This is a genomic window from Enterococcus mediterraneensis (assembly GCF_900604485.1).
In the GTDB taxonomy this organism is placed as follows: Bacteria; Bacillota; Bacilli; order Lactobacillales; family Enterococcaceae; genus Enterococcus_C; species Enterococcus_C mediterraneensis.
Map to the genome: position 1 here is coordinate 1,322,527 of NZ_UWOP01000001.1, position 25,065 is coordinate 1,347,591.

General features: G+C 39.9%; 23 protein-coding genes and 1 riboswitch. Of the genes, 17 read left to right on the plus strand and 6 right to left on the minus strand.

Annotation, left to right across the window (positions count from 1 at the left end; genetic code table 11):
* Positions 1-95: 95 nt before the first annotated feature.
* Positions 96-1,070, plus strand: a complete 975-nt coding sequence (locus EFB00_RS06445; protein ID WP_122646041.1) for a tRNA dihydrouridine synthase — start codon at positions 96-98, stop codon at positions 1,068-1,070.
* Positions 1,071-1,253: 183 nt separating this feature from the next.
* Positions 1,254-1,757 (plus strand): macro domain-containing protein, encoded by a 504-nt coding sequence (locus EFB00_RS06450; protein WP_122646042.1) that lies wholly within the window; start codon positions 1,254-1,256, stop codon positions 1,755-1,757.
* Between the two features lie 160 nt (positions 1,758-1,917).
* Here the strand turns inward: EFB00_RS06450 and gloA2 are convergent, their stop codons facing one another.
* Positions 1,918-2,307, minus strand: coding sequence for an SMU1112c/YaeR family gloxylase I-like metalloprotein (gene gloA2 / locus EFB00_RS06455; RefSeq protein WP_122646043.1), 390 nt, complete (start codon positions 2,305-2,307; stop codon positions 1,918-1,920).
* A gap of 75 nt (positions 2,308-2,382) precedes the next feature.
* A riboswitch (TPP riboswitch) is annotated at positions 2,383-2,472 on the plus strand.
* Between the two features lie 113 nt (positions 2,473-2,585).
* On the opposite strand from gloA2, the gene thiW reads away from it, so the two are divergent.
* Genes thiW through thiD form a run of 4 tightly spaced genes read left to right on the plus strand, consistent with a single transcriptional unit; the run spans position 2,586 to position 5,392 of the window.
* Positions 2,586-3,077: an energy coupling factor transporter S component ThiW gene (gene thiW, locus EFB00_RS06460; RefSeq protein WP_164709483.1), complete on the plus strand. Its 492-nt coding sequence runs from the start codon at positions 2,586-2,588 to the stop codon at positions 3,075-3,077.
* Positions 3,074-3,892 (plus strand): hydroxyethylthiazole kinase, encoded by an 819-nt coding sequence (gene thiM / locus EFB00_RS06465; protein ID WP_122646044.1) that lies wholly within the window; start codon positions 3,074-3,076, stop codon positions 3,890-3,892. The genes thiW and thiM overlap by 4 nt, the downstream gene beginning before the upstream one ends.
* Positions 3,871-4,518 carry a thiamine phosphate synthase gene (gene thiE, locus EFB00_RS06470; protein ID WP_241153414.1) on the plus strand — a complete coding sequence of 216 codons (648 nt, stop codon included), beginning with the start codon at positions 3,871-3,873 and terminating at the stop codon, positions 4,516-4,518. Before thiM ends, thiE begins: the two co-directional genes overlap by 22 nt.
* Positions 4,519-4,573: 55 nt before the next feature.
* Positions 4,574-5,392: a bifunctional hydroxymethylpyrimidine kinase/phosphomethylpyrimidine kinase gene (gene thiD, locus EFB00_RS06475; protein ID WP_122646046.1), complete on the plus strand. Its 819-nt coding sequence runs from the start codon at positions 4,574-4,576 to the stop codon at positions 5,390-5,392.
* A 134-nt stretch (positions 5,393-5,526) separates the two neighbouring features.
* Here the strand turns inward: thiD and EFB00_RS06480 are convergent, their stop codons facing one another.
* Positions 5,527-5,880: a winged helix-turn-helix transcriptional regulator gene (locus tag EFB00_RS06480; RefSeq protein WP_122646047.1), complete on the minus strand. Its 354-nt coding sequence runs from the start codon at positions 5,878-5,880 to the stop codon at positions 5,527-5,529.
* Positions 5,881-6,027: 147 nt separating this feature from the next.
* Here EFB00_RS06480 and EFB00_RS06485 point away from each other — a divergent pair, with 147 nt between their 5' ends.
* From EFB00_RS06485 to EFB00_RS06505, 5 genes are all read left to right on the plus strand, one after another.
* On the plus strand, positions 6,028-7,236 hold the full coding sequence (locus tag EFB00_RS06485) for an MFS transporter (protein ID WP_122646048.1): 1,209 nt from the start codon (positions 6,028-6,030) through the stop codon (positions 7,234-7,236).
* A 286-nt stretch (positions 7,237-7,522) separates the two neighbouring features.
* Complete coding sequence (locus tag EFB00_RS06490; protein ID WP_122646049.1) at positions 7,523-7,933, plus strand: (deoxy)nucleoside triphosphate pyrophosphohydrolase; 411 nt, start codon at positions 7,523-7,525, stop codon at positions 7,931-7,933.
* Positions 7,926-10,808 (plus strand): DEAD/DEAH box helicase, encoded by a 2,883-nt coding sequence (locus EFB00_RS06495; RefSeq protein ID WP_122646050.1) that lies wholly within the window; start codon positions 7,926-7,928, stop codon positions 10,806-10,808. The genes EFB00_RS06490 and EFB00_RS06495 overlap by 8 nt, the downstream gene beginning before the upstream one ends.
* 507 nt (positions 10,809-11,315) lie before the next feature.
* Positions 11,316-12,761, plus strand: coding sequence for an MFS transporter (locus tag EFB00_RS06500; protein WP_122646051.1), 1,446 nt, complete (start codon positions 11,316-11,318; stop codon positions 12,759-12,761).
* A 40-nt stretch (positions 12,762-12,801) separates the two neighbouring features.
* Positions 12,802-13,761, plus strand: a complete 960-nt coding sequence (locus EFB00_RS06505; protein WP_122646052.1) for a nucleoside hydrolase — start codon at positions 12,802-12,804, stop codon at positions 13,759-13,761.
* Positions 13,762-13,927: 166 nt separating this feature from the next.
* Here the strand turns inward: EFB00_RS06505 and EFB00_RS06510 are convergent, their stop codons facing one another.
* From EFB00_RS06510 to EFB00_RS06520, 3 genes are read right to left on the minus strand one after another with little or no spacing between them, the layout of a single operon-like run.
* The gene (locus EFB00_RS06510; protein WP_122646053.1) at positions 13,928-15,475 is read right to left on the minus strand and encodes a response regulator; all 1,548 of its coding nucleotides are present in this window, start codon (positions 15,473-15,475) and stop codon (positions 13,928-13,930) included.
* Positions 15,468-16,916, minus strand: a complete 1,449-nt coding sequence (locus EFB00_RS06515; protein ID WP_122646054.1) for a sensor histidine kinase — start codon at positions 16,914-16,916, stop codon at positions 15,468-15,470. The genes EFB00_RS06510 and EFB00_RS06515 overlap by 8 nt, the downstream gene beginning before the upstream one ends.
* A gap of 12 nt (positions 16,917-16,928) precedes the next feature.
* Positions 16,929-17,903, minus strand: a complete 975-nt coding sequence (locus tag EFB00_RS06520) for an ABC transporter substrate-binding protein (RefSeq protein WP_122646055.1) — start codon at positions 17,901-17,903, stop codon at positions 16,929-16,931.
* 216 nt (positions 17,904-18,119) lie between these two features.
* Between EFB00_RS06520 and chvE the strand changes: the two genes are divergently transcribed.
* The 6 genes from chvE to EFB00_RS06550 all read left to right on the plus strand — a co-directional run bounded on the left by chvE (position 18,120) and on the right by EFB00_RS06550 (position 24,448).
* Complete coding sequence (gene chvE / locus EFB00_RS06525) at positions 18,120-19,217, plus strand: multiple monosaccharide ABC transporter substrate-binding protein (protein WP_122646056.1); 1,098 nt, start codon at positions 18,120-18,122, stop codon at positions 19,215-19,217.
* A 75-nt stretch (positions 19,218-19,292) separates the two neighbouring features.
* Positions 19,293-20,825, plus strand: a complete 1,533-nt coding sequence (gene mmsA / locus EFB00_RS06530; RefSeq protein ID WP_122646057.1) for a multiple monosaccharide ABC transporter ATP-binding protein — start codon at positions 19,293-19,295, stop codon at positions 20,823-20,825.
* A 2-nt stretch (positions 20,826-20,827) separates the two neighbouring features.
* Positions 20,828-22,033, plus strand: coding sequence for a multiple monosaccharide ABC transporter permease (gene mmsB / locus EFB00_RS06535; RefSeq protein ID WP_122646058.1), 1,206 nt, complete (start codon positions 20,828-20,830; stop codon positions 22,031-22,033).
* A gap of 12 nt (positions 22,034-22,045) precedes the next feature.
* Positions 22,046-22,375, plus strand: coding sequence for a PTS sugar transporter subunit IIB (locus EFB00_RS06540; RefSeq protein ID WP_122646059.1), 330 nt, complete (start codon positions 22,046-22,048; stop codon positions 22,373-22,375).
* Between the two features lie 293 nt (positions 22,376-22,668).
* Positions 22,669-23,733 (plus strand): ABC transporter permease, encoded by a 1,065-nt coding sequence (locus EFB00_RS06545; protein ID WP_122646060.1) that lies wholly within the window; start codon positions 22,669-22,671, stop codon positions 23,731-23,733.
* Between the two features lie 10 nt (positions 23,734-23,743).
* Positions 23,744-24,448: an ABC transporter ATP-binding protein gene (locus EFB00_RS06550; protein WP_122646061.1), complete on the plus strand. Its 705-nt coding sequence runs from the start codon at positions 23,744-23,746 to the stop codon at positions 24,446-24,448.
* A 97-nt stretch (positions 24,449-24,545) separates the two neighbouring features.
* Here EFB00_RS06550 and EFB00_RS06555 read toward each other — a convergent pair whose 3' ends face one another.
* Entirely contained in the window at positions 24,546-24,998 is a 453-nt protein-coding gene (locus tag EFB00_RS06555; RefSeq protein ID WP_122646062.1) for a hypothetical protein, read from the minus strand.
* Between the last annotated feature and the right edge of the window lie 67 nt (positions 24,999-25,065).

The following is a 25,065-nucleotide window of genomic DNA, read 5'->3' on the forward strand; positions in this document are numbered from 1 at the left end:
TCCATTTTGCTTCTTCCGGCAAACCTTAGTATAATAACGTTGTTTTGAAATACTTATTGGATATCGCGCGAGGTGCGCTGGGAGGAAGATACATAATGGCAACTAATTTTTGGGCAGAACTGCCAAAGCCCTTTTTTATATTGGCGCCGATGGAGGATGTGACGGATGTCGTGTTCCGGCATGTCGTACAAGAAGCCGGAGCGCCGGACGTTTTCTTTACGGAGTTTACGAATTCAGATAGTTTTTGTCATCCGGAAGGGATCGAGAGCGTTCGTGGTCGTTTGGTTTTTACAGAAGATGAACAGCCGATGGTGGCGCATATTTGGGGGGACAAACCGGAATTTTTCCGTCAAATGAGTATCGCGTTGGCGGATATGGGCTTTAAAGGGATCGATTTGAACATGGGTTGTCCGGTGCCGAATGTCGCGGAACGGGGCAAAGGCAGCGGCTTGATCTTGCGGCCGGATGTGGCGGCGGAATTGATCGAGGCTGCGAAAGCGGGCGGTTTGCCGGTGAGTGTGAAGACACGGATCGGCTTTACTGAGCAGGCTGAAATGATACCTTGGATCAGTCATTTGTTGAAGCAGGACATCGCCAATCTTTCGATCCATCTGCGGACCCGCAAGGAAATGAGCAAAGTTGATGCTCACTGGGAATTGATCCCGCAAATCGTTAAGTTGCGGGACGAGATCGCTCCGCAAACGCTGATCACCATCAACGGTGATATTTTGGATCGGCAAATGGGGCTGGAATTGGCGGAAAAATACGGTGTCGATGGGATCATGATCGGTCGCGGTATTTTCAAAAATCCTTATGCCTTTGAAAAAGAGCCGCAAGAGCATTCGCCAAAAGACCTGATCGGATTATTGCGTCTGCAGCTGGATCTGCAGGATAAATACGCGGAACAAGTCCCTCGTCCTATCGTTGGATTGCATCGTTTTTTCAAGATCTATGTCAAAGGGTTCCCCGGAGCGAGCGATCTGCGGGTCAGCTTGATGAACACGAAATCCACAGCGGAAGTCCGGGAATTGTTAACGGATTTTGAAAGCAAACATCCTGAGCTTTTCTAAAAACTGATGTAAAAGCGATCTGGAGAGTTCATACGATGAAGCTTGTTTAACAAAATGAAGAGAAATGTTGAAGCTAGGATCATTTATTTTTGTTTTGGTCAGTTGCGGGACAAGAATCTCCGCAAATTTTTGTTAAAAGAATTGTTTTAGGCATAGCCACAACGAAGAAAAGGAGCGGACGTGATGATTGAGATCAAACTTGGTGATATTTCGCGTTTGGATTTTCAGGTGGATGGGATCGTCAATGCCGCAAATGCGGCGCTGGTTCCCGGCGGTGGCGTGGACGGTGCGCTGAATCGTGCAGCAGGTCCTAAGCTGAAACAAGCAATGGCAGAAATCGGCGGCACACCAGTCGGAAGCGCGGTGATCACACTGGCCTTCGATCTGCCGGCAACCTATGTCATTCATGCTGTTGGACCTCGCTATATTGACGGCAAGCATAATGAAGAAGCATTATTGTATGCGGCATATGAGGCGGTCTTTAAGCTGGCACATGAGTATGATCTTCATTCTCTTGCTTTGCCGGTGCTGAGTTCCGGTATTTACGGCTATCCGAAAGAAGCGGCGGCAAAAGTCCTTTATGCGGTCGCTGACAGACCGGAAAACCAACAATTCAAAACAACGGTGATCGTTTTCGAAAAAGACTGGCTGGCGATTTTTGACAAGATCAAGCGGTCAAGTAGTTAGTGGAAAAATAGAAGGACAGCTACTAAGGGATCGTGATTGCTGATACTGTAATTGGAAAACAAAGAAGCACCTATCCGCAATCGTTTTTTACGGATAGGCGCTTCTTTTTTGCGTCACAGGCACATAAATAGTCAGATAGAACCTTGTATCGATTTTATCCTTATTCATGGAGTTCCAACGGCAGTCCGTCGGGATCAAAGAAGAAAGTCATTTTTTTACCGGTAAAATCATCGGTGCGCAATGGTTCGCATTCGACGCCCTGTTCAGCTAAATAAGCGACAGTCGCTTCAATATCTTTGGTTTTAAATGCCAGATGGCGCAGACCGGCAGCTTCAGGGAAGCTTGGCCGTTTCGGCGGGTTTTGCATCCCGAAGATCTCTAGTTCAGCATCGTTTAATTGCAGATCCAGTTTGTAGTCTTGTCGTTCCGGTCGATAATTTTCCCGAATGATAGGCAATCCCAAAATATCCACATAAAAGTGGCGGGCTTTTTGATAGTCCGAAACAATGATGGCAACGTGATGTATCGCGGAAAAATCTGGAGGCAACATAAGAACACCCTTTCTTTTTTCTTTATTATAAGCTAGTTGCCTTAAAAAAAGTATGTTATACTTAAATCAATTGAAGAGGAACATTTGGGGTGCTGTTTGGCTGAGATTATACCCATGGAACCTGATGCAGTTAAGACTGCCGCAGGGAAATGTAGCTAATGACTGATGATACCCGACCACTTTTGCTTGGTTGGGTTTTTCCGTTTTTTTCTGGCACCCATTTTGGCTTCTTAGCGAAAAGGGGTGTTTTTTATTTGGAGAAAAGAGTCCATAAACTAATGCTATTGGCTTTGATGATCGCGTTAGATGTTGTTTTATCACCGATCATGCGGATCGAAGGGATGGCGCCCATGTCCAGCGTGATGAATATTATTGCCGGTGTCTTGTTAGGACCGGTTTACGGTACATCAATGGCACTGGTTTGCGGACTAATTCGCATGCTGATGCTGGGGATCCCACCGTTGGCATTGACCGGCTCTGCATTCGGCGCCTGCTTGGCGGGGGTATTTTATCGTAGAGGAAAAAAGCTGATCTGGTCGATGCTGGGTGAAGTAGTCGGTACAGGGATCATCGGTTCGTTGTTATCTTATCCGGTGATGGTCTGGTTCACCGGCAGTCAAAACGATCTGTATTGGCTGATCTATACGCCAAGATTTGTCGGAGCAACATTGATCGGTTCAGCTATTGCCTTCGTGGTATTAGTCAAATTACAAAAAGCTCCCATCTTCAAACGTTGGCAGTATTTATTTTCAGGAGGGATAGCAGGATGATCGATTTAGATATTTCAAAAACATTTCCACTAAAAAATTCGCCGCTGGTCCATTGTCTAACAAACGAAGTCACATGCGAAACGATGGCCAATGCACTGCTTTATGTGGGGGCAAAACCCATCATGGCGGCTGATCAAAGAGAGTTTGCTGAATTGTTCCAACAAACGGATAGTTTATTATTGAATACCGGTCATCTGTCAGAAGAGCGGGAGGAAAGTCTGATAGCCGCGGCAAAACTGGCAAATGAAACAAAAAAGCCGACTGTGGTGGATCTTGTCGGCTTTGGAGTCAGTGAAATCCGGAACCAAGTGGGGCGCAAGTTGGTGGCGGAACAACCGACAGTGGTCAAAGGCAATATTTCCGAGTTGCGGAATCTATGCGGTTTATCAAGCCATGCCCGCGGAGTGGACGGCAGTGTTTTGGATCAAAGTGCTGAAGCGTTGGCTGAATTGACGGAAACCTTGCAGGAATTGGTCAAAAAATATCCGCAAACGATCTTTTTAGCGACCGGTGCGCAAGATATCATCGTCGGGCGGAACCATATTTGGCGTTTGACGAACGGTGTGTCTTCATTGGATCGTTTTACCGGTACGGGAGACATCGTGGGGGCGCTGATCGCGGCATTGCTTGGTGCTGGAGTCGAACCGGCTGCGGCGGTAGTCGCCGGCGTTAGTTATTTTAATCTTTGCGGAGAACAGGCAAAAGCCGCGGTGGGGCTGGCTGCTTTTCGACAAGAAACATTGAATCGATTGTCGCTATTGATGGAAGAAGATTGGTGGACTGAGGTGAAAGGATGGGAAACACAATGGACTTGACCTTGTATCTTGTAACGGAACGGTATGATTTTAGTGATGAAAAATTTTTAGCGGTGATCGAAGAGGCCTGTAAAAACGGCGTGACACTTGTTCAGTTGCGGGAAAAAGAATTAGTGACGGGAAAATTTTATGACTTGGCTTTGCAGGTGAAGAAGCTGACCGATCAATATCAGATCCCGCTGATCATCAATGATCGGGTGGATATTTGTTTAGCTGTGGACGCTGCCGGTGTGCATATCGGAGATGATGAAATGCCGGTGGATGTCGTCCGTTCATTGATCGGACCGGAAAAGATCTTAGGCGTTTCTGCAAAAACCGTGGCACGAGCCCAGGAAGCTGAAAAAACTGGTGCCGATTATTTAGGGATCGGCGCGATTTTTCCGACAAAAACCAAAGACACTTCTCTGACCTCGCTTGCCACACTGAAAGCTATCAACGAGGCTGTAACGATACCAAGTGTGGCTATCGGCGGGATCAAAGAAGAAAATCTGACGGAATTTTACGGGACTGGTATCGCCGGTGTGTCTATCGTCAGTGAGATCATGCAGGCGCAAAATGTCGGCGAAAAAGTCCGCCGGCTGAAACAAAAAATCACGGCAGTTTTAGCCGACAGCCCTAGTTTATAGGAATGATAGAAGGACTACAAAATTAGAATGTAACAGGAAACAGGAGGCACAAAAAATGGTGAATGAAACACCTCAAGTCGTGACGATCGCCGGCTCTGATTCTGGCGGCGGCGCAGGGATCCAAGCTGATCTAAAGACCTTTCAAGCCCGCAAAGCATTTGGTATGAGTATCATCGTCGCGTTGACCGCTCAAAATACTTATGGCGTACAAGACAGTATGGCGATCCCCAGCACTTTTATTGAAGAGCAGTTTGATTCTTTAGCCGCGGATTTTGCGATCGGTGCGGCAAAAACCGGGATGCTGGCAGATGCGGAACGGGTGGAAACTGTCGCAAAAAAACTGAAGCAAGTAGATTTTGGCCCGTTAGTCGTGGATCCGGTGATGGTGGCAAAAGGCGGGCATCATCTGCTGCAAAAAGAAGCAGTGAAAACCATCAATGAAAAACTGCTGCCGTTAGCTGCGATCGTGACACCGAATTTGCCGGAGGCGGAAGTGATCATCGGTGAACGTATCGTCACGGATCAGGAAATGATCGCTGCAGCCAAAAAGTTGCAAGTACTTGGCCCACAAAACGTAGTGGTCAAAGGCGGGCACAGTCAAAATAAAGCGGCGGCCGATTTTGTTTTGTTGGCCTCTGGAGAAAGCTTTTGGATGAGTGCGCCACGAGTAGCCACCGCCAATACTCACGGCACCGGCGACACTTTTTCAGCATGTATCGCCGCTGAACTGGCGAAAGGTACAGACTTGAAAACAGCGATCATAATCGGAAAGAAATTTATTCAAGCGGCGATCAGTCAGCCGATCTTTGTCGGACACGGTCATGGACCGACGAATCATTGGGCGACGATCGTTGATGATATTTCTATCAACTAAAAAAACTGTGACATAAGTCAATGCTAAATAAATCTTCAAACTGTATTGATTACTCAGAAAAACAAGATTGATTTTTGTGAGAGAGTTATACAGTTTGGATACTTTTAGCTTGAAAAACTTATGCCGCAGTTTTTTTAATTTGCCTTCAAATAAACGGATTGTCCTTCATCTTGCAGATGCGCGACATGCTGTTCGCCCCAACTGCATAAACTATCTAAAATATCTGAAAGACTTTCGCCATATTCGCTTAATGAATATTCAACTTTTGGTGGGACTTGCTGATAGACTTTCCGATCAATAATCTTGTCGTCTTCTAATTCCCGAAGTTGTTGTGTCAGCATTTTTTGGCTGATCCCGGTGATCCCTCGTTTCAAGTCGCTAGGCCGCATCGGTCCATGGCGAAGATTACAAAGAATGATTGGTTTCCATTTTCCCCCGATAACATCCATCGTTGCTTCCACACCGATCATATATGCACGATTTTCCAAAAAAAAAATCCTCCTTTAAAACCTTGGTACAATCAAAAAGTTACTAAAAAGTACCTATAGTACAAAAAAGTGGGTACTTATCAAAAAATCATTAACAGTATATAGTATCTTCTCGTAGCTTACAAATAATTTTTTTGGAGGAAAAAAATGGAAAAGAAAATCTCACCAAACTTAACATTATTAGCACTTGCCATCAATGCCTTTGCAATTGGCTCAACGGAATTTATCAGCGTTGGTTTGCTGCCGATGATCGTTAAAAGTTTCAATGTTACATTGGCCCAAGCCGGACTGACCGTCTCTTTATATGCCTTGGGAGTAACGATCGGGGCTCCTTTATTGACTATTTTGACTGGTAAATGGAATCGTCGCAACTTGATGATCGGGATCATGCTCCTATTTATCAGCGGTAATCTGCTGGCTGCATTCGCACCGACTTTTATGATTTTGATCGTAGGACGGATTTTAGCAGCACTTGCTCACGGAATCTTTATGTCTGTTTCAACAGTGATCGCCGCTGATGTCGTCGTTCCATCACGCCGCGCTAGCGCAATCGCCATCATGTTTACCGGCTTAACCGTCGCTACTGTCACCGGTGTACCGTTGGGAACTTTCATCGGACAACAGACAATTTGGAACATGTCGTTTATCTTTATTGCCGCCGTTGGTCTGCTTGGATTGATTGCCAGCATTTTTTTGGTTCCTCGTCATCTGCCGATTCCTGGAAAAGTCGATTTAAAAGGGTCTGTCCGGATATTTACCAATAAACCTTTAGTGCTGTCTTTTTTGATCACGGCGTTTGGTTACGGCGGTACATTTGCGGCATATACGTATCTTTCACCGATTTTGGAAGACTTTGGTTTTTCTGCCAATGCAGTCGTGATCATTTTGATCGTTTACGGTGTGATGGTAGCTGTAGGAAATACGATCGGCGGCCGCTTAGCCAATGAAAAACCTCTTGCGTCATTGATCAAAATGTTTGAGCTGTTACTGGCATCGTTGGTTTTTCTGTTCGTCACGATTTTGATTGGAAACAGTATCCTAGGATTATTAGGAGCGATATTGTTAGGGCTGTTTGCATTTATGAATGTACCTGGCTTGCAGCTGTATGTCGTCCAATTAGCTGAAAAATATGTGCCTGAGGATATTACATTAGCTTCTGCCTTTAATATCGCAGCTTTCAATATCGGTATCACTTTAGGCTCGACTGTTGGAGCACAAGTTACTGACACAATGGGGATCACCTATACACCCCTTTTTGGCGCAGTCATTGTTTTACTAGCAATCGTTTTGATCAAACAAATAAAAAAAGATAAACCAGCCGAAACTTTCACTGAAATAGCCGAATGCGAAGATTGATGAAATGTAGAAGTTGGCAGTGGGGATTTTTGATAGGTAGATAAATACTGTTCGAATTTACTTCAAAGGTTTGGAATATTTTTGTGAATCAATAAGGGATACACTTCTTGAATATTCAAGGAGTGTTTTCTATTGGCAAACCTATTGTTAACGGAGCAGATAAATTGATAGAACCCCTATTTTAGCTAAAAACTAAAATGGGGGTTTTGTATATTGTCAGGTTGCAAGCCTATTGATTTTATGAGATCCTGAGTCTACGTAAGAAGGAAAAAAGGTGAATAAATCGATGGGGAAAAAAGACATTTTTGTAGTTGGCGCGATTTTAGTTCAGGATGGCGAAATTTTATGTTGTCAACGAGGACCAGGGCGAGCATTAGCCAATTTATGGGAATTTCCAGGTGGGAAGATTGAAACTGGGGAAAAACCGGTTGAAGCATTACAACGAGAATTATCAGAAGAACTTAAAATTCAAGTTGATATCATAGAGCCGGAGTTTGTAACAACGGCCTATGAATATGATTTTGGTATTGTTCATTTAACTACTTTTATTTGCCATTTGAAAAAAGGAAAGCCAGAATTAACAGAGCATATTCAACTTAAATGGCTTAAACCAACCCAATTGAGCGAGTTAGAGTGGGCACCAGCTGACTTACCAACTGTAGATAAATTGATAACAGAAGGTGTAGGAAATGATTGATACCCATATTTTAGAGCAGGCACTCCATAAAGCTTTTATTGATCAAAAAATAGATAGTGGTACATTGAATCCACGCTTTATCGTCAATCGGCCAGAAAAGAAGGAATTCTTCTTAAATACTTTACAAGAAGAATTCGCTAGTTGCTTAGACTTTATTTTATCTGTAGCTTTTATTACTCAAAGCGGATTGAATGCTATCAAGGTACAACTTGCAGATTTAGCAGAACGCGGTATAACTGGAAGGATTCTCACTTCGACGTATTTGAGCTTCAACCACCCAGATGTTTTTGAGTCATTATTAAATATCCCTAATCTAGAAGTTCGTATTTCTAAAAAAGAAGGATTCCATGCAAAAGGATATTTGTTTAAACAAAAAGAGTATGAATCATTCATTATTGGAAGCTCTAATTTAACGATGCAGGCGTTGAAACTGAATTATGAATGGAACGTAAAATTGACCTCCTTCGATCAAGGGGAGATGCTAGCAAGTATTCGTCAGCATCTGGAGAAAGAATGGGCAGAGGCCCAGCCACTTACACGAGCTTGGTTGACTAAATTCAAGGAACAGTATCAAGAAACTGAAGTAACAAAACTCTTAACTGTGACCACAACAGAAGTTGATGCAGGTTATATCGTACCGAATAAAATGCAAAAAGCTGCCTTGGAGAGTTTAAAGTATCTGCGGCAAGAAGAACAAACAAAAGGCCTGGTTATTTCAGCAACAGGTACGGGTAAAACCTACTTAGCTGCTTTTGATGTAGCACAAGTAAAGCCAAAAAGAATGCTTTTTATTGTACATCGGGAACAAATCCTAAAAAAAGCGATGGAGACCTTCAAGAAAGTTTTAGGTGGGTCTGAATCTGATTACGGTATTTTGTCAGGAAATAGTAAAGATCTAAAGGCGAAATATTTATTTGCCACAATCCAAACGATTTCTAAAGATTCCTATCAGAACGCTTTAGGAGCAAAGGCTTTTGACTACATTTTGATAGATGAAGTCCACAAAGCAGGGGCACAATCATATATTAAAACCATTGATTTTTTTAAGCCAGAATTTCTGTTGGGAATGACGGCAACTCCAGAACGGACGGATGGTTTTAATATTTATGAATTATTTGATTACAATATTGCCTATGAGATTCGGCTACAAGAAGCTCTAGACGAAGACTTGCTTTGTCCCTTCCATTATTTTGGGGTGACAGATTATGAACGAGACGGACAAGTGATTGAAGAAACAACGGATCTGCAATTTCTATTGGAAGAAGAACGAGTGGATTTCCTGATTGAAAAGATTCGTTATTATGGCTGTTCTCATAATACACCAAGAGGGCTCGTTTTTTGCAGTCGTAAAGAAGAAGCCCAACACTTAGCAGAATTGTTCAATCAGCGGGGGATCCCAAGTAGCTATTTATCAGGAGATCACTCGACTATTATTCGAGAGCAAGAAATTCAAAAACTGGAAAGTAATATCATTCAATATATTTTTACAGTAGATATTTTTAACGAAGGAATCGATATCCCTAAAATCAATCAAGTGATCATGTTGAGAAATACAGAATCAAGTATTATTTTTATCCAGCAACTAGGTCGTGGATTGCGGAAAGACAAATCCAAAGATTTTGTGACTGTCATTGATTTTATCGGAAATTATCGAAATAATTATATGATTCCTATGGCCCTTTCTGGAGATAATTCACGTAATAAAAATAATTTGCGTCGTGATACATTCGATACTAATTATATATCAGGACTTTCTGCAATCAATTTTGAAAAAGTCGCAAAAGAACGCATCTTCAAGTCTATCGATGCAGCTACATTGAATTCGTTAAAAGAGATACGAGAAAGTTTTTTTGCTTTGAAGCAGCGCTTGAATCACACGCCATATTTAATGGATTTTCAAATGATGGGCGGAATTGATCCTCTTTTACTTGCTAACAAAGAGAAAACCTATTATAACTTGTTACTAAAATTTAAAGAAAATGAAGGTGTGATAACAGAACAGCAGAACTTAGCACTTTTATTTGTCACGAGAGAGTTATTAAATGGTGTTCGTCCCCATGAGCTCTTTCTTTTGCGGTATTTTTTAATGGATGAAAACCGTACTACCCTTACGGTGGAAAAAGCGATCGCTGTATTAAAAAGATGTGGTATTTCTGCAACAAAACAGCAGGTTTTATCAAGTTTCCATGTATTAGATCTGTCCTTTTTCGAAGCAAGTCTAAGGCGCAAATATCAAGAGATCCAGTTAGCTAAATTTATAGATGATCAACTCGTAATAACACCATTCTTTGAGGAAGCCCGTAAGAATGAGTATTGGGAATTTTTACTGCTAGATTTAACAGGTACTGGGGTAGAGAAATCTCGTGAGTATGATTTAAGTCAACCGCTCACTCTTTACAAGAAGTACCGGCGGAAAGATGTTTTAAGGGTACTAGATATGACGTTTAACCAAAATGAGCAAGGAATCGGTGGATATACATTCAGTAACCACCATATGGCTATCTTTGTGACTCTTGATAAAGGGAAGAATTTTCAGGCGTCACAAATTGCTTATGAAGATGAATTTATTGATGAGCAAACATTTAAATGGTTTACTAAATCAAATCGTACAATGGATTCTAAGGAAGTCCAACTCTTACTTCACCCGGAAGACTGGCAGATTCACTTATTTATTAAACGAAAATATAATCAGCAAGATAATGAGACAGATTTTTATTATTTAGGTGAAATCTATCCTATAGCTGAGACCATTCGTCAAACGCAGAAACCTATGAATGAGCAAAAAATGGCCAACATTGTAGAATTAGAATTTCGTTTAAAAGATGCTGTAGAACCAAATATCTATAAATTTTTAACGAGTAGTTTAGAAGAGTGATCCATAATTTTTAAGTAATAGAGGATAAAATCAAAGCTGATTTTACCCTCTATTTTTTTATAGTTTGACGCACTCTTTTTTTAAAGTAAATTTTACCAAAAAAGATGGAAAATGATTCTTCTTTTGTTAGATTCATTCAAATGCTTTCATTAAACTTAGTACAAATAGAAATTCAATAAGTTTTGTGATTAGCAAATAGTAACAAAAAGGTTTGGATAGAACATCTCAACGCGATAAAGAAAATCACTAAGCTAATTTTTTGTAACCGCGTTCAAATGATGCCGATGAATATATCTGTAATATGTTCGCTTGAATCGATTACTTTACAAACCAAACTATTTTACGCAAGTTCTTCTCCGATCCTAGGTAATGGAGCAGATATGAACAGTTGATTTCTATTTAACGTAAGAGAAAAATTGGGGAAGTGTTTCGAAGAAGTATCACTGTATCAAAAAAATGAATATTAATGATTGGATGTATATTGGATGTCAGAAGGTGAGGTTAGTTATGGAAACTATAGGAAATGAAGCGGAGAAATCAGTAGGCATAGCGGTACCTATAGAAGGAACACAAGAATTTGAAAAAATGAATCAGATGGCAAAAAAAGCGATTCCGATTGTCTTAACGATTTTTACGTTGGGAATTTTAGAACAACAAGCTTTTGGAATGATTTTTGTTAATATTGGTCAGCAATTAGGAACACCTGAGTTGGCTTCTCTGATCACTTCGATTCCAGGAATCGTTTTAGGGATCGTCTGTGTTATTTACGGTTCTTTGGGAGATTTTGTTTCACTGAAAAAAATGACTGTTTTAGGAACGATTATTTTTTCGATAGGTTCAATTATTGGGTTTTTACTGGGAACATTAAGTATTTGGGCGGTTATATTGGCTCGGGTCCTGCAATCAGCAGGCGGACAAGCCGCCGGTTCAGTATTTTTGGTTCTTGTTTCGAAATATATCAATGAAAAAAATCGTGTGATTTATTATGGGGTATTCGTAGCTGTTTTTCGATTTTCTGCGGCTTTGGGTGTAATGGCGGCAGGTTATATAACAAAAATCGATTGGCGATGGTTATTTGTTCTTCCAATTTTTTCAATCCTATTTCTACCATTTTTAGCAAAAAATCTACCAGATGATCATGCTCTCGGGGCAAATATCGATAAGGTTGGATTTGCTCTGATTGGGGCATTTTCAGGATCTGTCACGATGTTTTTTACCGATATGAATCTGTTTTGGGCACTGGCATCGATCATATCTTTACTAGTATTTATGGTTTATATCCATAAGGCGAAAGCACCATTTATTACGCCGCGATTTTTTAGAAATCCTGCTTTTATCGCCACAATGTCGATTATTTTTATTGGCTACTTTTTCAGCTATACATTGAATGCGGGGATCAATGCGATTGGCTTGAATGTTTATGGTATTGATTCCTCGGAAGTATCCGGATATCTCGTATGGTCGATTCTTTTGGCTGCGGTTCTTGGATTTGTCTGTGGTCCAGTTGTTAAGAAAATCGGGCGAACCGCAGTGGTGATCATGGCACTTTTCTTTATGGGAACGGGTTTAATAGCTATCGCTTTTGCCATTCCTCATGGAAAAATCATAACATTGGCTATCATGCCTTGTATCTATTACTTTGGCACCTCTTTTTTCTATTCACCGATCGTTGATTTAGCTACTTTAACAGTATCGATTGAAGAATCCGGTCGTGTGATGGGCGTCAATGATTTAGTCCAAGCGATTACAGGCTCGATTGGAGTCGCGGTTTTTGGACAGATGATGGCATCAGGTACTATGTCTGGCGGAAGCATTATGCAAGTGGCTAGTGGTGTTCAATCTACTTATGCAAATGTCTTTCTATTGGGAGGAGGGATCGTCTTATCTGCACTGATCCTTTTCCTTTTAACTAGAAAAAAGATTTATAGCTGTTTAAGGTCCTCAAAGGCATAGGTTGTTTTATTTATTTTAGACTGCGAGAAAGGAATATGATATGGACAAGAAAAAAGTTATTTTAGATTGTGATCCGGGACATGATGATGCATTGGCGCTTTTATTAGCGTTAACTTCGGAAAATATTGAGTTATTGGCCGTTACTACTTCTGCCGGCAATCAAACACCTGATAAAACATTTCAAAATGCGCGGAAACTTTTAGCGCTGGCAGGCAAAGAGGATATCCCAGTAGCTCAAGGGGCCTCGAAACCATTGCGGCGTTCATTGATCATCGCAGAGAATGTGCATGGAGAAACAGGAATAGATGGAGCTGATCTTCCGGATCCTACAAGCATTCCTTTGACTATTTCAGCTAATGACTTGATTGCAAAGCTCTTGCTGGAACATGAAAAAGTCACTTTGGTCGCTACCGGGCCATTGACAAACATTGCGATATTTTTATTATCTCATCCAGAATTAAAAGAAAAAATCGAACAAATTTCCTACATGGGCGGCGCATGTTTTGGCGGAAATATGACTCCTCAAGCAGAATTTAATTTTTATGTCGATCCGGAAGCTGCGGATATTGTCTTGAAATCAGGTGTACCTGCAGCGATGTTCGGTTTGGATGTCACATTAAAAGCCCAATTGTTCAAAGAAGATATCCGGCAGATTCGTTCTTTAGGCAATCCTGTAGCTGAAACTGTCGCGGACTTGCTTGATTTCTATGATTTGACGACGACACGTCCGTTTTTAGCATCGGAAGATCATATTGAAGGTGTCCATATGCATGATCCTTGTGCTATGGCATATGTTATTGATCCTTCAATATTCAAAATGGTGCCGATGTTTGTAACAGTAGATACGAATGACGGTTTATCATTAGGAAGTACAATCTGTGATTATGACGATTTATATAAACAGCCGAAAAATGCGAAGGTAGGTTTTGACATTGATTTGCCTAAGTTTAAAGAATTATTACTGAAATCACTTGAGAGTTTTTCAAAGCAAAGAATTTAAAACAGTGTTAGTGTATACTATCTAGCCAACATCGATAATAGGAAATCAATCCCCAAGAGTTAGTTTTCAATCTAACTTTTGGGGATTGATTTTTATGTAGCTTGAATCGATTCACTAAGATCTATAGCGATTTTTCTTTTTTAAGATATGATTTCGAACTATTGTACTACTGTTTGCGGTAATCACTAGGAGATATCCCTTCTTTTCGTTTAAAGAGATAACTAAAATAATTAGGGTCATTATAGCCGACTTCACTGGCGATCACTGCTAATTTCCAGTCTGTTGTCCGCAATAATTTTTTGGATTCGCTGATCCTTCTATTAGTAAGATATTCAATGAATGTTTGTCCCAAAGCTTGTGAAAAAATCGTACTGAAATGGGAACTGCTTAAATTTATATAGTCAGCGACGTTATTCAGAGAGATCTCTGGATTGGAAAAATTATTGTCGATATAAATTATCGACTGTTGGATGATCTGTTTATATTTAGACATTTCCGGATGTATCTGCGGCTCCTTCAAGATATAAAGGATCGTTGTCAGATAATTTTTATACTTTTCGACATCTGCGGCGATATCAGCTAAAAGATCAGTTTCTTCTGTAAGTGCTGAGGGAGGAAAGTCTTGTTTTATTTGTTTGACGATAGCATTGAGTTCATTTAAAACAAAGTAACGAAAAGCCGGCTGCTGTTCTTTTTTCAAGCGCTGATTATTTGTTAGTCCTTGTATCAACTCAGGTATTTCACTTACTGAAAGCTCAGCTATTCTTTCTTTAAGATTTATATCGAGGAAGCTATTATTTCTAATAGTATCCAGATATTTATAGCTAAGAACGTTAGGAGAAAAATCAATTCGCGAAAATTCTAAAAGATTTTTAGCAGTCCGGTAGCTTTCTTGGATTTCGCTGATTCGTTCGACTGGCTGACCAATCGTTATAAATATTTTTGAACCGTCTTTATTGACAACCGTTTTAGCTAAAAACTGTGCAACGTCCTCTGCTTTATCCATCAGTTGATGGGGCTCTTTGTTTAAAACAAGGATCTTGATGAAACGAGAGGATACGGTGGAAAAAACGATCTCAGGATCATCATCAAATCTGGAACCTAGGCTTTCTCGAAAGATATAATAGTCTTCAAAATTTTTATTCATGTAATTTGCTGCCAGCAAAACAGCATATTTTTTTCCTACGATGGAACAGGATAGTTCTTGCGCATTTTTGATTGCTTCAGTTAGTGAAAGCTGATTTTTAAATAACAAATTTAAAAATAGATTCTTTTTGACTTCTTGCGACAATGTTTCTGCTTCTTTATCTTTTTGTCTGATTGTTCCGTTTTTCTCTTCTAAATTGGCTAATGTTTTTATGAGTGTTTTTTCCAGTTCTTCCGGTTTGATGGGTTTTAGTAAATAATCGTCCGCTTGAAGCTGAATTGCTGCTTTGGCGTAAGTAAATTCATCAAATCCACTGATAAAAATAATCCGAATGTGAGGCATGATTTTTTTGATTTCCTGTGATAACTCAATACCGTCCATAAAGGGCATTCGGATATCAGTGAGAAGGATATCCGGTTTTGTTTCTAAAATCAGCGGTAATGCAGTTTCACCATCGCCAGCTTCACCGACAAAAGAGATAGGGAGTGTTGTTTCTAAGTTTTTTATCTGCTTCTTTAAAGAAGCACGAATCAGATGCTCATCTTCGACTAAAAAAACATTATACATTATCGAAATCTCCTTCTTTATCATATATAGGGATGCGGATGTCGACTTCCGTTCCTTCCTCATAAGTACTTTTTACAGTGATTTTTGCTTCATTTCCGTAATAAAGCAGTAGACGTTTATTGACGTTGAACAAACCATAGCCGTCTCTAAATTCAGTATCTAGCCCATTTTCCAATTCGTTGTTTATTTCCGCTAATTTATCAGGCAGTATACCTTTTCCATTATCAGTTATGGAGAAATGGATCAATCCGTTTTTATCAAGCTCTCCTGTGATCGCTACTTTCCCCGGTCTGCGAACCAGCTTTGTTCCGTGGTAAACAGCATTTTCGACAATTGGCTGCAAAATCATTTTTAAAATCGGATAAGTGTAAATTTCTTCAGAAACATCAATTGTATAAGACAGCGTATCACCGTATCTGATTTTTAAAATAAATAAATAGTCGCGAATATGGCTGACTTCTTTTTCAATCGTGATCCAGTCTTTTCCTTTGCTTAAAGAAATGCGAAAGAAATCAGAAAGGGCATAGGTCATGGCTTGTACATTTTCCATATCACCAGCTTCTGCTAACGCTAAGATCGCGTCCAAACTGTTATAAATAAAATGAGGTGTAATCTGTGCCTGTAATGTACGAACTTCACTTTGAGCCAAATTATACTGTTTCAAGGCGTTTTCTTCTAAAAGTCTAGTTAAGTTGTCCGCCATTTTATTCATATTGTCACCAAGGACTTTTATTTCATTTTCCGGCAGCTGGACAACACGATAATTTAAATGACCTTGGGAAATTTCCGCTGCCATTTTGACCATTTTTTCTATTGGCAGTTGAATCTGATTGATCAAACGCTGACTTGTTTTTCGAGCAATATAAATGATTGCACAGATGATGCAGATCTCGATGATTGACAATAGGATCAACGACTGTTGGACTTTTTGACTTCTTTCCGCGGCTAGATTGATCTCTACCTCTACGAATTTTTGAATGATCTCATGGACCAGACCGATAGAAGATTCAATGTGTGCCATCAGCATCTCGTTATGTTCAAAATCCTCATTATTGTTCAAGTTATCAATAATCTGGTCGATATAACTTTCCAGATTGTTCAGCGCCCGCAAAGCTACATCCAGTGTACTGTTTTCCTGAGGTGTTTGGGTGTTTTCCTTGATTTCATTGATTCTTTTTTTAATGGTCAGGATGATATTATCTTCCGTGAATTCTTGTGGCGAGATTTGCCCATATGTCAATCCCCAGGCTTCTTCTAAAATTTTCTCGTCTACTTCTGTTGAAATGCTGTTTGCCCGAGAAATATTATTGATGCTGTTTTCATAAGTAAAAAGATGTCGTGTATACATCACTACACTGATTAAAAGCGGCGTGATCGCTAAGAGAATCATCAGATAATTTGTTCTATGAAGGAGACGTTTGATACTGTTTTTTTCTGTCATTTGTCGTTCTCCTTAATAATTTCGTGGAGGGATGCTATCAAGATTCCCCTGATCCGAGAAGACCGTTTCAGGAATATAGACATCCTCAGGAAGTTTATCGCCATTAAAGTAACGAGTCACCGCATTAGCAACATACCATCCCATAAATGGATTGCACTCTACAACACAATTGACCGTTCCGTTTTTCAACAAATCGATCATTTCTTTTTGTGCATCGATACTAACGATTACGAGATTTTTATCTAAACGAGTCTCGTCTTCTTTTAATGCTTCTAACGCACCTAACGTCATCTCGTCTGAATGGCTGTACAAAACATCGATATCATCAAGAATTCCGTCATTTATCGCTTTAGCCATGACTTCTTTAGCTTTCAGTCTGATATAGTCTCCTCTTAACGTTTGGGTGATCGTGATATTCTTATTTCGACCAATCGTTTCTACAAAACCATTATGTCGTAAAGTAGTAGGAGAAGTATTTTCTGCTCCTTGTAGTTCTAAGACATTTACTTGCTGATCTTTATCCTCACTAAAATAATTTGCTACATATAATCCTGCCCGATTTCCTTGCGCTTTGAAGCTGGAACCGATGTGAGTCAGATATAGTCCGCTTTTTTCAGTCTGAATATTTCTATCCACGATGATCACAGGAATACCGGCTTTTTTTGCTTCTTCTAACACTGTTTCCCAACCATCTTCTTGGATGGGAGAAATAACGATCATATCTACTTGGTAGGCAATAAAAGACAGTACGTCTTGAATCTGACGTTTTTGATTGGAATAGCTGTTTTTATAAAGTACTTGAAATCCTTTCTTTTGCAACTCCTCACGAATAGAAGTCGTATGGGCTTTTCGCCAACTGCTTTCTATACCAGCTTGTGAAAAACCGATGACCGGCTCTGTTTGTACATGGTCCTGGGCTGGATTATAGCCACAACCGCTCAAAAATATAAATAGTCCTAGCAAAAGCAGAATAATTTTCTTTTTCATAGTCCCCTCCGTTAAAGCGCTGTCAAAAGTATTTTACCATGAGTGTCAAATTGTGAAAAAAGCCAAAATTCGTAAAAAAACTAAGATTTTACCAAAAAAATCCAAGATTCTGCAGAAAAAACGTATAATTCTTTAGATAAGGCAAATAAAATTCAATGTAAGCGCTTTTTGTATCGATTAATATAAGAGTACAAATAAGCAGACGGAGGTTTAGCGATGAAAATTGGGTTTAAGAAAATTGTTTTAGGTGCATTATCACTAGTAACACTTGGAACATTGGCAGCTTGTGGTGGAGGAAATGCTTCAGGCGGTGGAGGAGAAGAGAAAGGTTTTATAGGGATTTCTATGCCGACAAAATCAGCAGAGCGTTGGATCGCTGATGGAAATAACATTGTTGAGCAACTAGAGAAAAAAGGCTATAAAACAGACCTTCAATATGGCGAAGATAAAGTGGAAAATCAGGTAGCACAAATTGAGAACATGATCACTAAAGGCGTTGATACATTGGTTATTGCTTCAATCGATGGATCAGCATTGACAGACGTATTAGAAAAAGCCCATCAATCTGATATCAAAGTAATTGCTTATGACCGACTATTAATGAATTCGGAATATGTGGATTATTACGCGACATTTGATAATTTCGCGGTAGGTGTTTTACAAGCTTCTTATATTGAAGACAAATTAGGATTAAAAGATGGTGAAGGTCCATTCAACATCGAATTATTCGGCGGATCACCAGATGACAACAATGCTCTTATTAATTATAACGGTGTAATGTCAGTATTTAAGCCATACTTTGATAGCGAACAGTTAGTCGTTCCTTCTGGTCAAACAAAATTCAATCAGATTGCTACACTTCGCTGGGACGGTTCCACGGCGCAAGCACGGATGGATAACCTATTGAGTGCTAACTACACAGATAAACAATTGGATGCAGTTCTTTCACCATATGATCCAATCAGTTTGGGAATCATCTCTTCATTGAAGGGTGTAGGCTATGGCTCAAGCGATAAACCACTACCAGTAATCACAGGACAAGATGCAACAGTTGCTGGGGTAAAATCAATCATCGCCGGCGAGCAAACACAAACGATCTTTAAAGATACACGTATCCTAGCAGAAAACACAGTTGAAATGATCGAAGCTATCCATAACGATAAAGAAGTTCCGGTTAATGATACTGAAACTTATGATAATGGAGTCAAAGTGGTACCGACTTATCTATCTAAACCAGTGTCTGTAGATAAAGATAACTACAAACAAGAATTGATCGATACAGACTACTACAAAGAAAGTGATTTGGCAGAGTAGAAAATATACGATGTAAGCTAGATGGGTCGAGATAGTTCATATCTTGACCCAATCTTGTTACGAGAGGTGAAAAAAATGGCTGATTATATTTTAGAAATGAAAAACATCGTCAAAGAATTTTCAGGTGTCAGAGCGTTGAGTGATGTTAATCTGCAAATCGAGCGGGGAGAGATCCACGCGCTTTGCGGAGAAAACGGCGCCGGCAAATCGACATTGATGAATGTCTTGAGCGGTTTGTATCCTTTTGGCAGCTATACTGGAGATATCATCTATGATGGTGAACTATGTAAATTCAAGGATTTAAAAGACAGTGAAAATCGTGGAATTGTTATTATTCATCAAGAATTAGCATTGAGTCCTTATCTTTCAATCAAGGAAAACATTTTTTTAGGAAATGAACAAAAGAAATTTGGAGTTATCGATTGGAATCTGACAGAAAGAAAAACAGAAAATCTTTTAAAAACAGTCGGCTTGAAAATCGATCCTAATACATTGGTTTCTCAAATCGGTGTAGGACATCAGCAATTAGTAGAGATCGCAAAAGCTTTCTCTAAAAATGTTCGCTTGTTGATCTTAGATGAACCGACAGCAGCATTGAATGAGGAAGAAAGTGAGAATCTACTTAGCTTGATCAAGGAATTCAGAAATCAAGGAATCACATCGATCATTATTTCCCATAAGTTAAATGAAATCGTCGAAGTCGCTGATCGGATCACGATTTTGCGAGATGGTCAAACAATCGAGACACTCGAAAAAGAAGAAATTAGCGAAGAACGTATCATCCGCAGCATGGTAGGCCGAGATTTAACCAATCGCTATCCGGAACACCATCCAAAAATCGGTGATATTTACTTTGAAGTCAAAGACTGGACAGTCCATCACCCTATTGATACGTCTCGAATCATGAATGATCAGATAAACTTCAATATTCGCAAAGGCGAAATCGTAGGTATCGCAGGTTTGATGGGGGCGGGCCGCACGGAATTTGCGATGAGTATCTTTGGTCATTCCTATGGCAGCAATATCTCTGGAAAAGTCTTCAAAGATGGCAAAGAAATCAATACAAAAGACGTCGCAAGTGCTATTCAAAACGGGTTGGCTTATGTCTCTGAGGACCGCAAAGCTCTGGGGTTGAATCTTTTGATGGATATTCGGGAAAATACGACACTTGCCAGTTTAAGCAAAATCAGCAAAAGCGGAGTATTGGATAAAGAAAAAGAAGCGACAGTTGCGGAAGATTACCGGAAACGAATGCGTACAAAAGCCAATTCTATCTTTCAAAACGTCGGCAGCTTGAGCGGTGGGAACCAGCAGAAAGTCGTTCTTGCTAAATGGTTGATGACAGAACCAGATGTATTGTTCTTAGATGAACCGACACGTGGGATCGATGTTGGCGCAAAATATGAAATATACACGATCATTGAAGAAATGGCTGCACAAGGAAAATGTGTTTGCATCATCTCTTCTGAGCTTCCAGAGATAATCGGAATGTGTGATCGTATTTATACGATGAATGAAGGACGGATGACAGGAGAAGTCTTGCGAAAAGATGCAAACCAAGAAGTATTGATGAATCTCATGACAATGGAAGAAGCGGAGGTTATGTAGAAATGGAACAAACAAGTAAAAAACCTAAAGAAAAAGACGTTCTTAATATCAAAGAAAAAATACTAGACGGATTTAGTAAATATAGTATGGTCATTATTTTGATCGCATTATTGATCGCTTTTCAGCTGATGACTGGCGGGATCTTTTTAAGACCATTGAATATCACAAATATTGTTCTGCAAAATAGCCATATCTTAGTGTTGGCAGCAGGGATGTTGCTGGTTGTATTATTAGGTTATGTTGATTTGTCTGTTGGCTCAGTCATGGCGTTTGTCGGCGCGATCGCCGGTATGTTGATGGTTAACAATGGTATGAGCCCTTGGATCGTTGTTCCTATTTGTATTTTAGTAGGTGCTCTGATCGGTGCTTGGCAAGGATTCTGGGTAGCTTATGTAGGGATTCCGGCATTTATCGTAACGCTAGCAGGTTTATTGATGTTTAGAGGACTAACGCAAGTTGCATTAGGGGGACAATCATTGGCGCCGTTTCCGCGAATCTTCCAAAGAATATCAACAGGATATTTACCGGATGTGTTAAGTTCAGAAAACGGATTGCACTTATTGACGATGATTTTAGGAGCGGTATTAGCTGGTTTACTAGTATTAGGTCAATGGCGAAGCCGAGAAAAAAGAAAAAGCAATTTATTTGAAGTTCCTTCTATGAATATGTTTATCTTAAAAGGCTTGTTTACAGTAGCTATCGTTATGGGATTAAGTTACATTTTTGCTTCTTACCAAGGATTCCCGGTTATTTTGATTATTTTAGCTGTGATCGTTGCGGTTTATGCCTTTTTGACAAACAAAACAGTGGCTGGCCGACAAATCTATGCTACTGGTGGTAATCGTAAGGCCGCTGAGCTTTCAGGGATCAAGACAAAGAAACTGACTTTCTGGGTATTTGTCAATATGGGAGTTATGGCAGCATTGGCAGGACTGATTTTAGCTGCACGGTTGAACGCAGCGACACCTCAAGCCGGAACTTCTATGGAATTAGATGCTATGGCAGCTGTTTACTTCGGTGGTGCTTCTACTTCCGGCGGGATCGGGACAATCACAGGGGCAATCATCGGTGGTTTGGTAATGGGTGTATTGAATAACGGAATGTCGATTTTAGGTGTCGGTGTCGACTGGCAACAAGCCATTAAAGGTCTGATCTTGCTGCTAGCTGTTGTACTAGATATTTATAACAAAAAACGTAAAATTTCATAGGAAGTGATCGTTATGGGCATATTTGATCAAAAAAATGTATTGTTGATTTGTACAGCCGGAATTACTTCAGGGCTGTTGGTTAAAAACATCCAAAATGCGGCAGATGAGAGAAACCTTCGACTTCATGTTTACTCTGCACCGGCAATCATTGCAGAACAAGCGATCCAAAACCAAAAGATCGATGCATTGATGATCGGCCCGCAATCAGAATACGAAGTCAACCGACTGAAAGATTTTCTGAATTATAAATCGGTCGCCTATAAGATGATTTCAAAAGAAGCTTATGAAACACTTGATGGTGAAGCGGTTTTGGATGATATCTTGAAATTGTTAGATAAATAGTAATAGTTATCGTGGTAAACTTCAGAAAGTTTAACCAACACATGTAACGAATAAAAAATTCAGTAAGAACCAGCAAAAAGTCCAGCTATGCAAAAAGCGTATCTCGTTTTTTACATAGCTGGACTTTTGGTTTATTGGTTAAATGAAACAAAGGGATCAATATTTATTTAACCATGATTTTTTATTTTTTCATTTGGCTTTCTCTTACAGCATCAAGCATTTAGTTTCTTCAGTTCAAATATACATGTTATTCTATTTTTAGTGGTTAATAAAATTTTGGGAGGATAGCATGTATGTTTTTAGCAATAAATGAGATCAAACATTCAAAATTGCGCTATGCTTTAGTTATTGGTGTAATGTTTTTAATTGCTTATTTGGTATTTTTTCTTACCGGATTAGCTTATGGGTTGGCACAGGAAAACCGAATGGCCATCGACAAGTGGCAAGCAGATGATATTTTATTATCAGAAGAATCTAATAAGAATCTGAACATGTCGATGTTTCCACGAAAGCTATTTGATGAAGTCAAGGCAGATGAAAAAGCTGTTTTAGCGCAAACTGCCGGTGTAGTCACCAAAGAAGGACACGATAAAAAAGTCGATGTCAGCTTTTTCGGAATCATTCCCGATCAATTTTTGGCACCGGATATCGTGGAAGGGGACATGTTTTCAGGAGATGATGAAACAGTCGCTGATGTGAGTGTAAAAGAAGAATATGGTCTGGATTTAGGAGACACATTGAAAATCGCTGGCAATGACAAGACATTGAAGATCGTCGGTTTTACGAAAGATGCGAAATTCAGCGTTTCGCCGGTTCTTTATACCTCGATCGGAGCTTACCAAGAAATCCGGTTTGAAAAAGAAGGTCCTTCCGATAACGCAAGGATCAATGCAATCGTGACAAAGGGCCATCTTGATGAAGTACCAGATGAATTGGAATCAGTATCTATTTCCAAATTCATCAATGAACTTCCAGGATACAGCGCACAGGTACTGACATTTGGCTTTATGATCGGTTTTCTGATCGTGATCGCGGCAATCGTGATTGGGATATTCGTGTACGTGCTGACGATGCAAAAAACAGAGATCTTCGGAGTCATGAAGGCTCAAGGAATCTCAAGCCGCTATATAGCAACTTCTGTGATTGTCCAGACATTCTTGTTAGCGACGATTGGTGTTGTGGTTGGATTGGCGGCAACGATCGGTACTGCTTTGGTTCTGCCGGATGCGGTGCCTTTCCAAGTAAACAGCGGATTTTTTGCAGGAATCAGTGTGCTGATGATCGTGATCGCTGTTTTAGGAGCATTTTTCTCAGTACGAAGTATCGTTAAAATTGATCCGCTGAAAGCGATCGGATAGGAGGAGAAGTATGAGTGCGATCGAATTAAAAAATGTAAAAAAATCATTCAAAGACGGCGATAATACAATCGAAGCATTGAAGAAAACGGATTTTACTGTAGAAAAAGGTGAATTTGTCGCGATCATCGGACCTTCCGGCTCTGGAAAAAGCACTTTTCTGACGATTGCCGGCGGATTGCAGGCGCCCTCGGAAGGTGAAGTATTGATCAACAATAAACCTTTCAGCGATAAAAAAGAAAAAGAACGCGCGAAATTGCGTTTCAAAGAAATCGGGTTTATCTTGCAAGCATCAAATCTGGTGCCGTTTTTGACCGTCAAAAAGCAGTTGCAGCTTGTTGACAAGGTTAGTAAAGAAACCAGCGATCAATCCGCAGATGATTTGTTCGAACAGCTGGGGATCGTAGAACTGAAAGACAAATACCCTGAAGATCTTTCAGGGGGTGAACGCCAACGGGTGGCGATCGCTCGGGCATTATATCATGATCCTACGATCATTTTGGCGGATGAGCCTACCGCCAGCTTGGATACAGAAAAAGCTTATGAAGTAGTGGAGATCCTGGCAAAAGAAACCAAAGACAAAAATAAAGCGACGATCATGGTCACACATGATACCCGTCTGATCGATTATTGTGATCGCGTGCTAGTCATGGAAGACGGAAAGCTGCGAGAAGAGAGCAAAGAAACAGCTGTTAAGAGCAGTGCAGGGGATAAATAAAACAGTAAGGTGTTAGAAAAGAGCTTCAACCGAGAACATTGTTTTTTGGTTGAGGCTCTTTTCTAACGTATAGGGTATCAGGTATTAATTTTAAAGATTATCCATTAGAACTATCCTTCCCAAACTTCCAATGAAGAAAATCATCAATGGATTCCTCAGCTTCGACTGGATCACAATTAGTCATTACCTCGTTATCACCATCAATCAACTCACATAAGGATAGATCTTCTGTATTTGCTAAATCAAATTCTTCAATAAAGACTGGCTCATCATCAAGATCATCATTGCTTTCGATAAAGTCTGCGTCCAACTCCAAGCTTATTTGGTCAAAATAATTAGTCATTACTTTTTCAAATTCCAAGGAATCAATCGTATTTTCTGGTGCAGGGTCTTCTCCTAATACTGTAAGGATAGTTTTTTTCACATAGTCCAATTCATATTCTGTTAGAACTTTTTTCGTCAAAGTAAAAACTTCGATTATTTCTTTTTTAGAAAGTGACGACTCCATCAATGCAACAAAGAGATAAGCCAAAAACTGTTTATTCTCCATATATCCTCCTTATTGGTTTTATTTTTAGTATAGCAAAAAACAAAAATACATAAGGGATGATACCTGC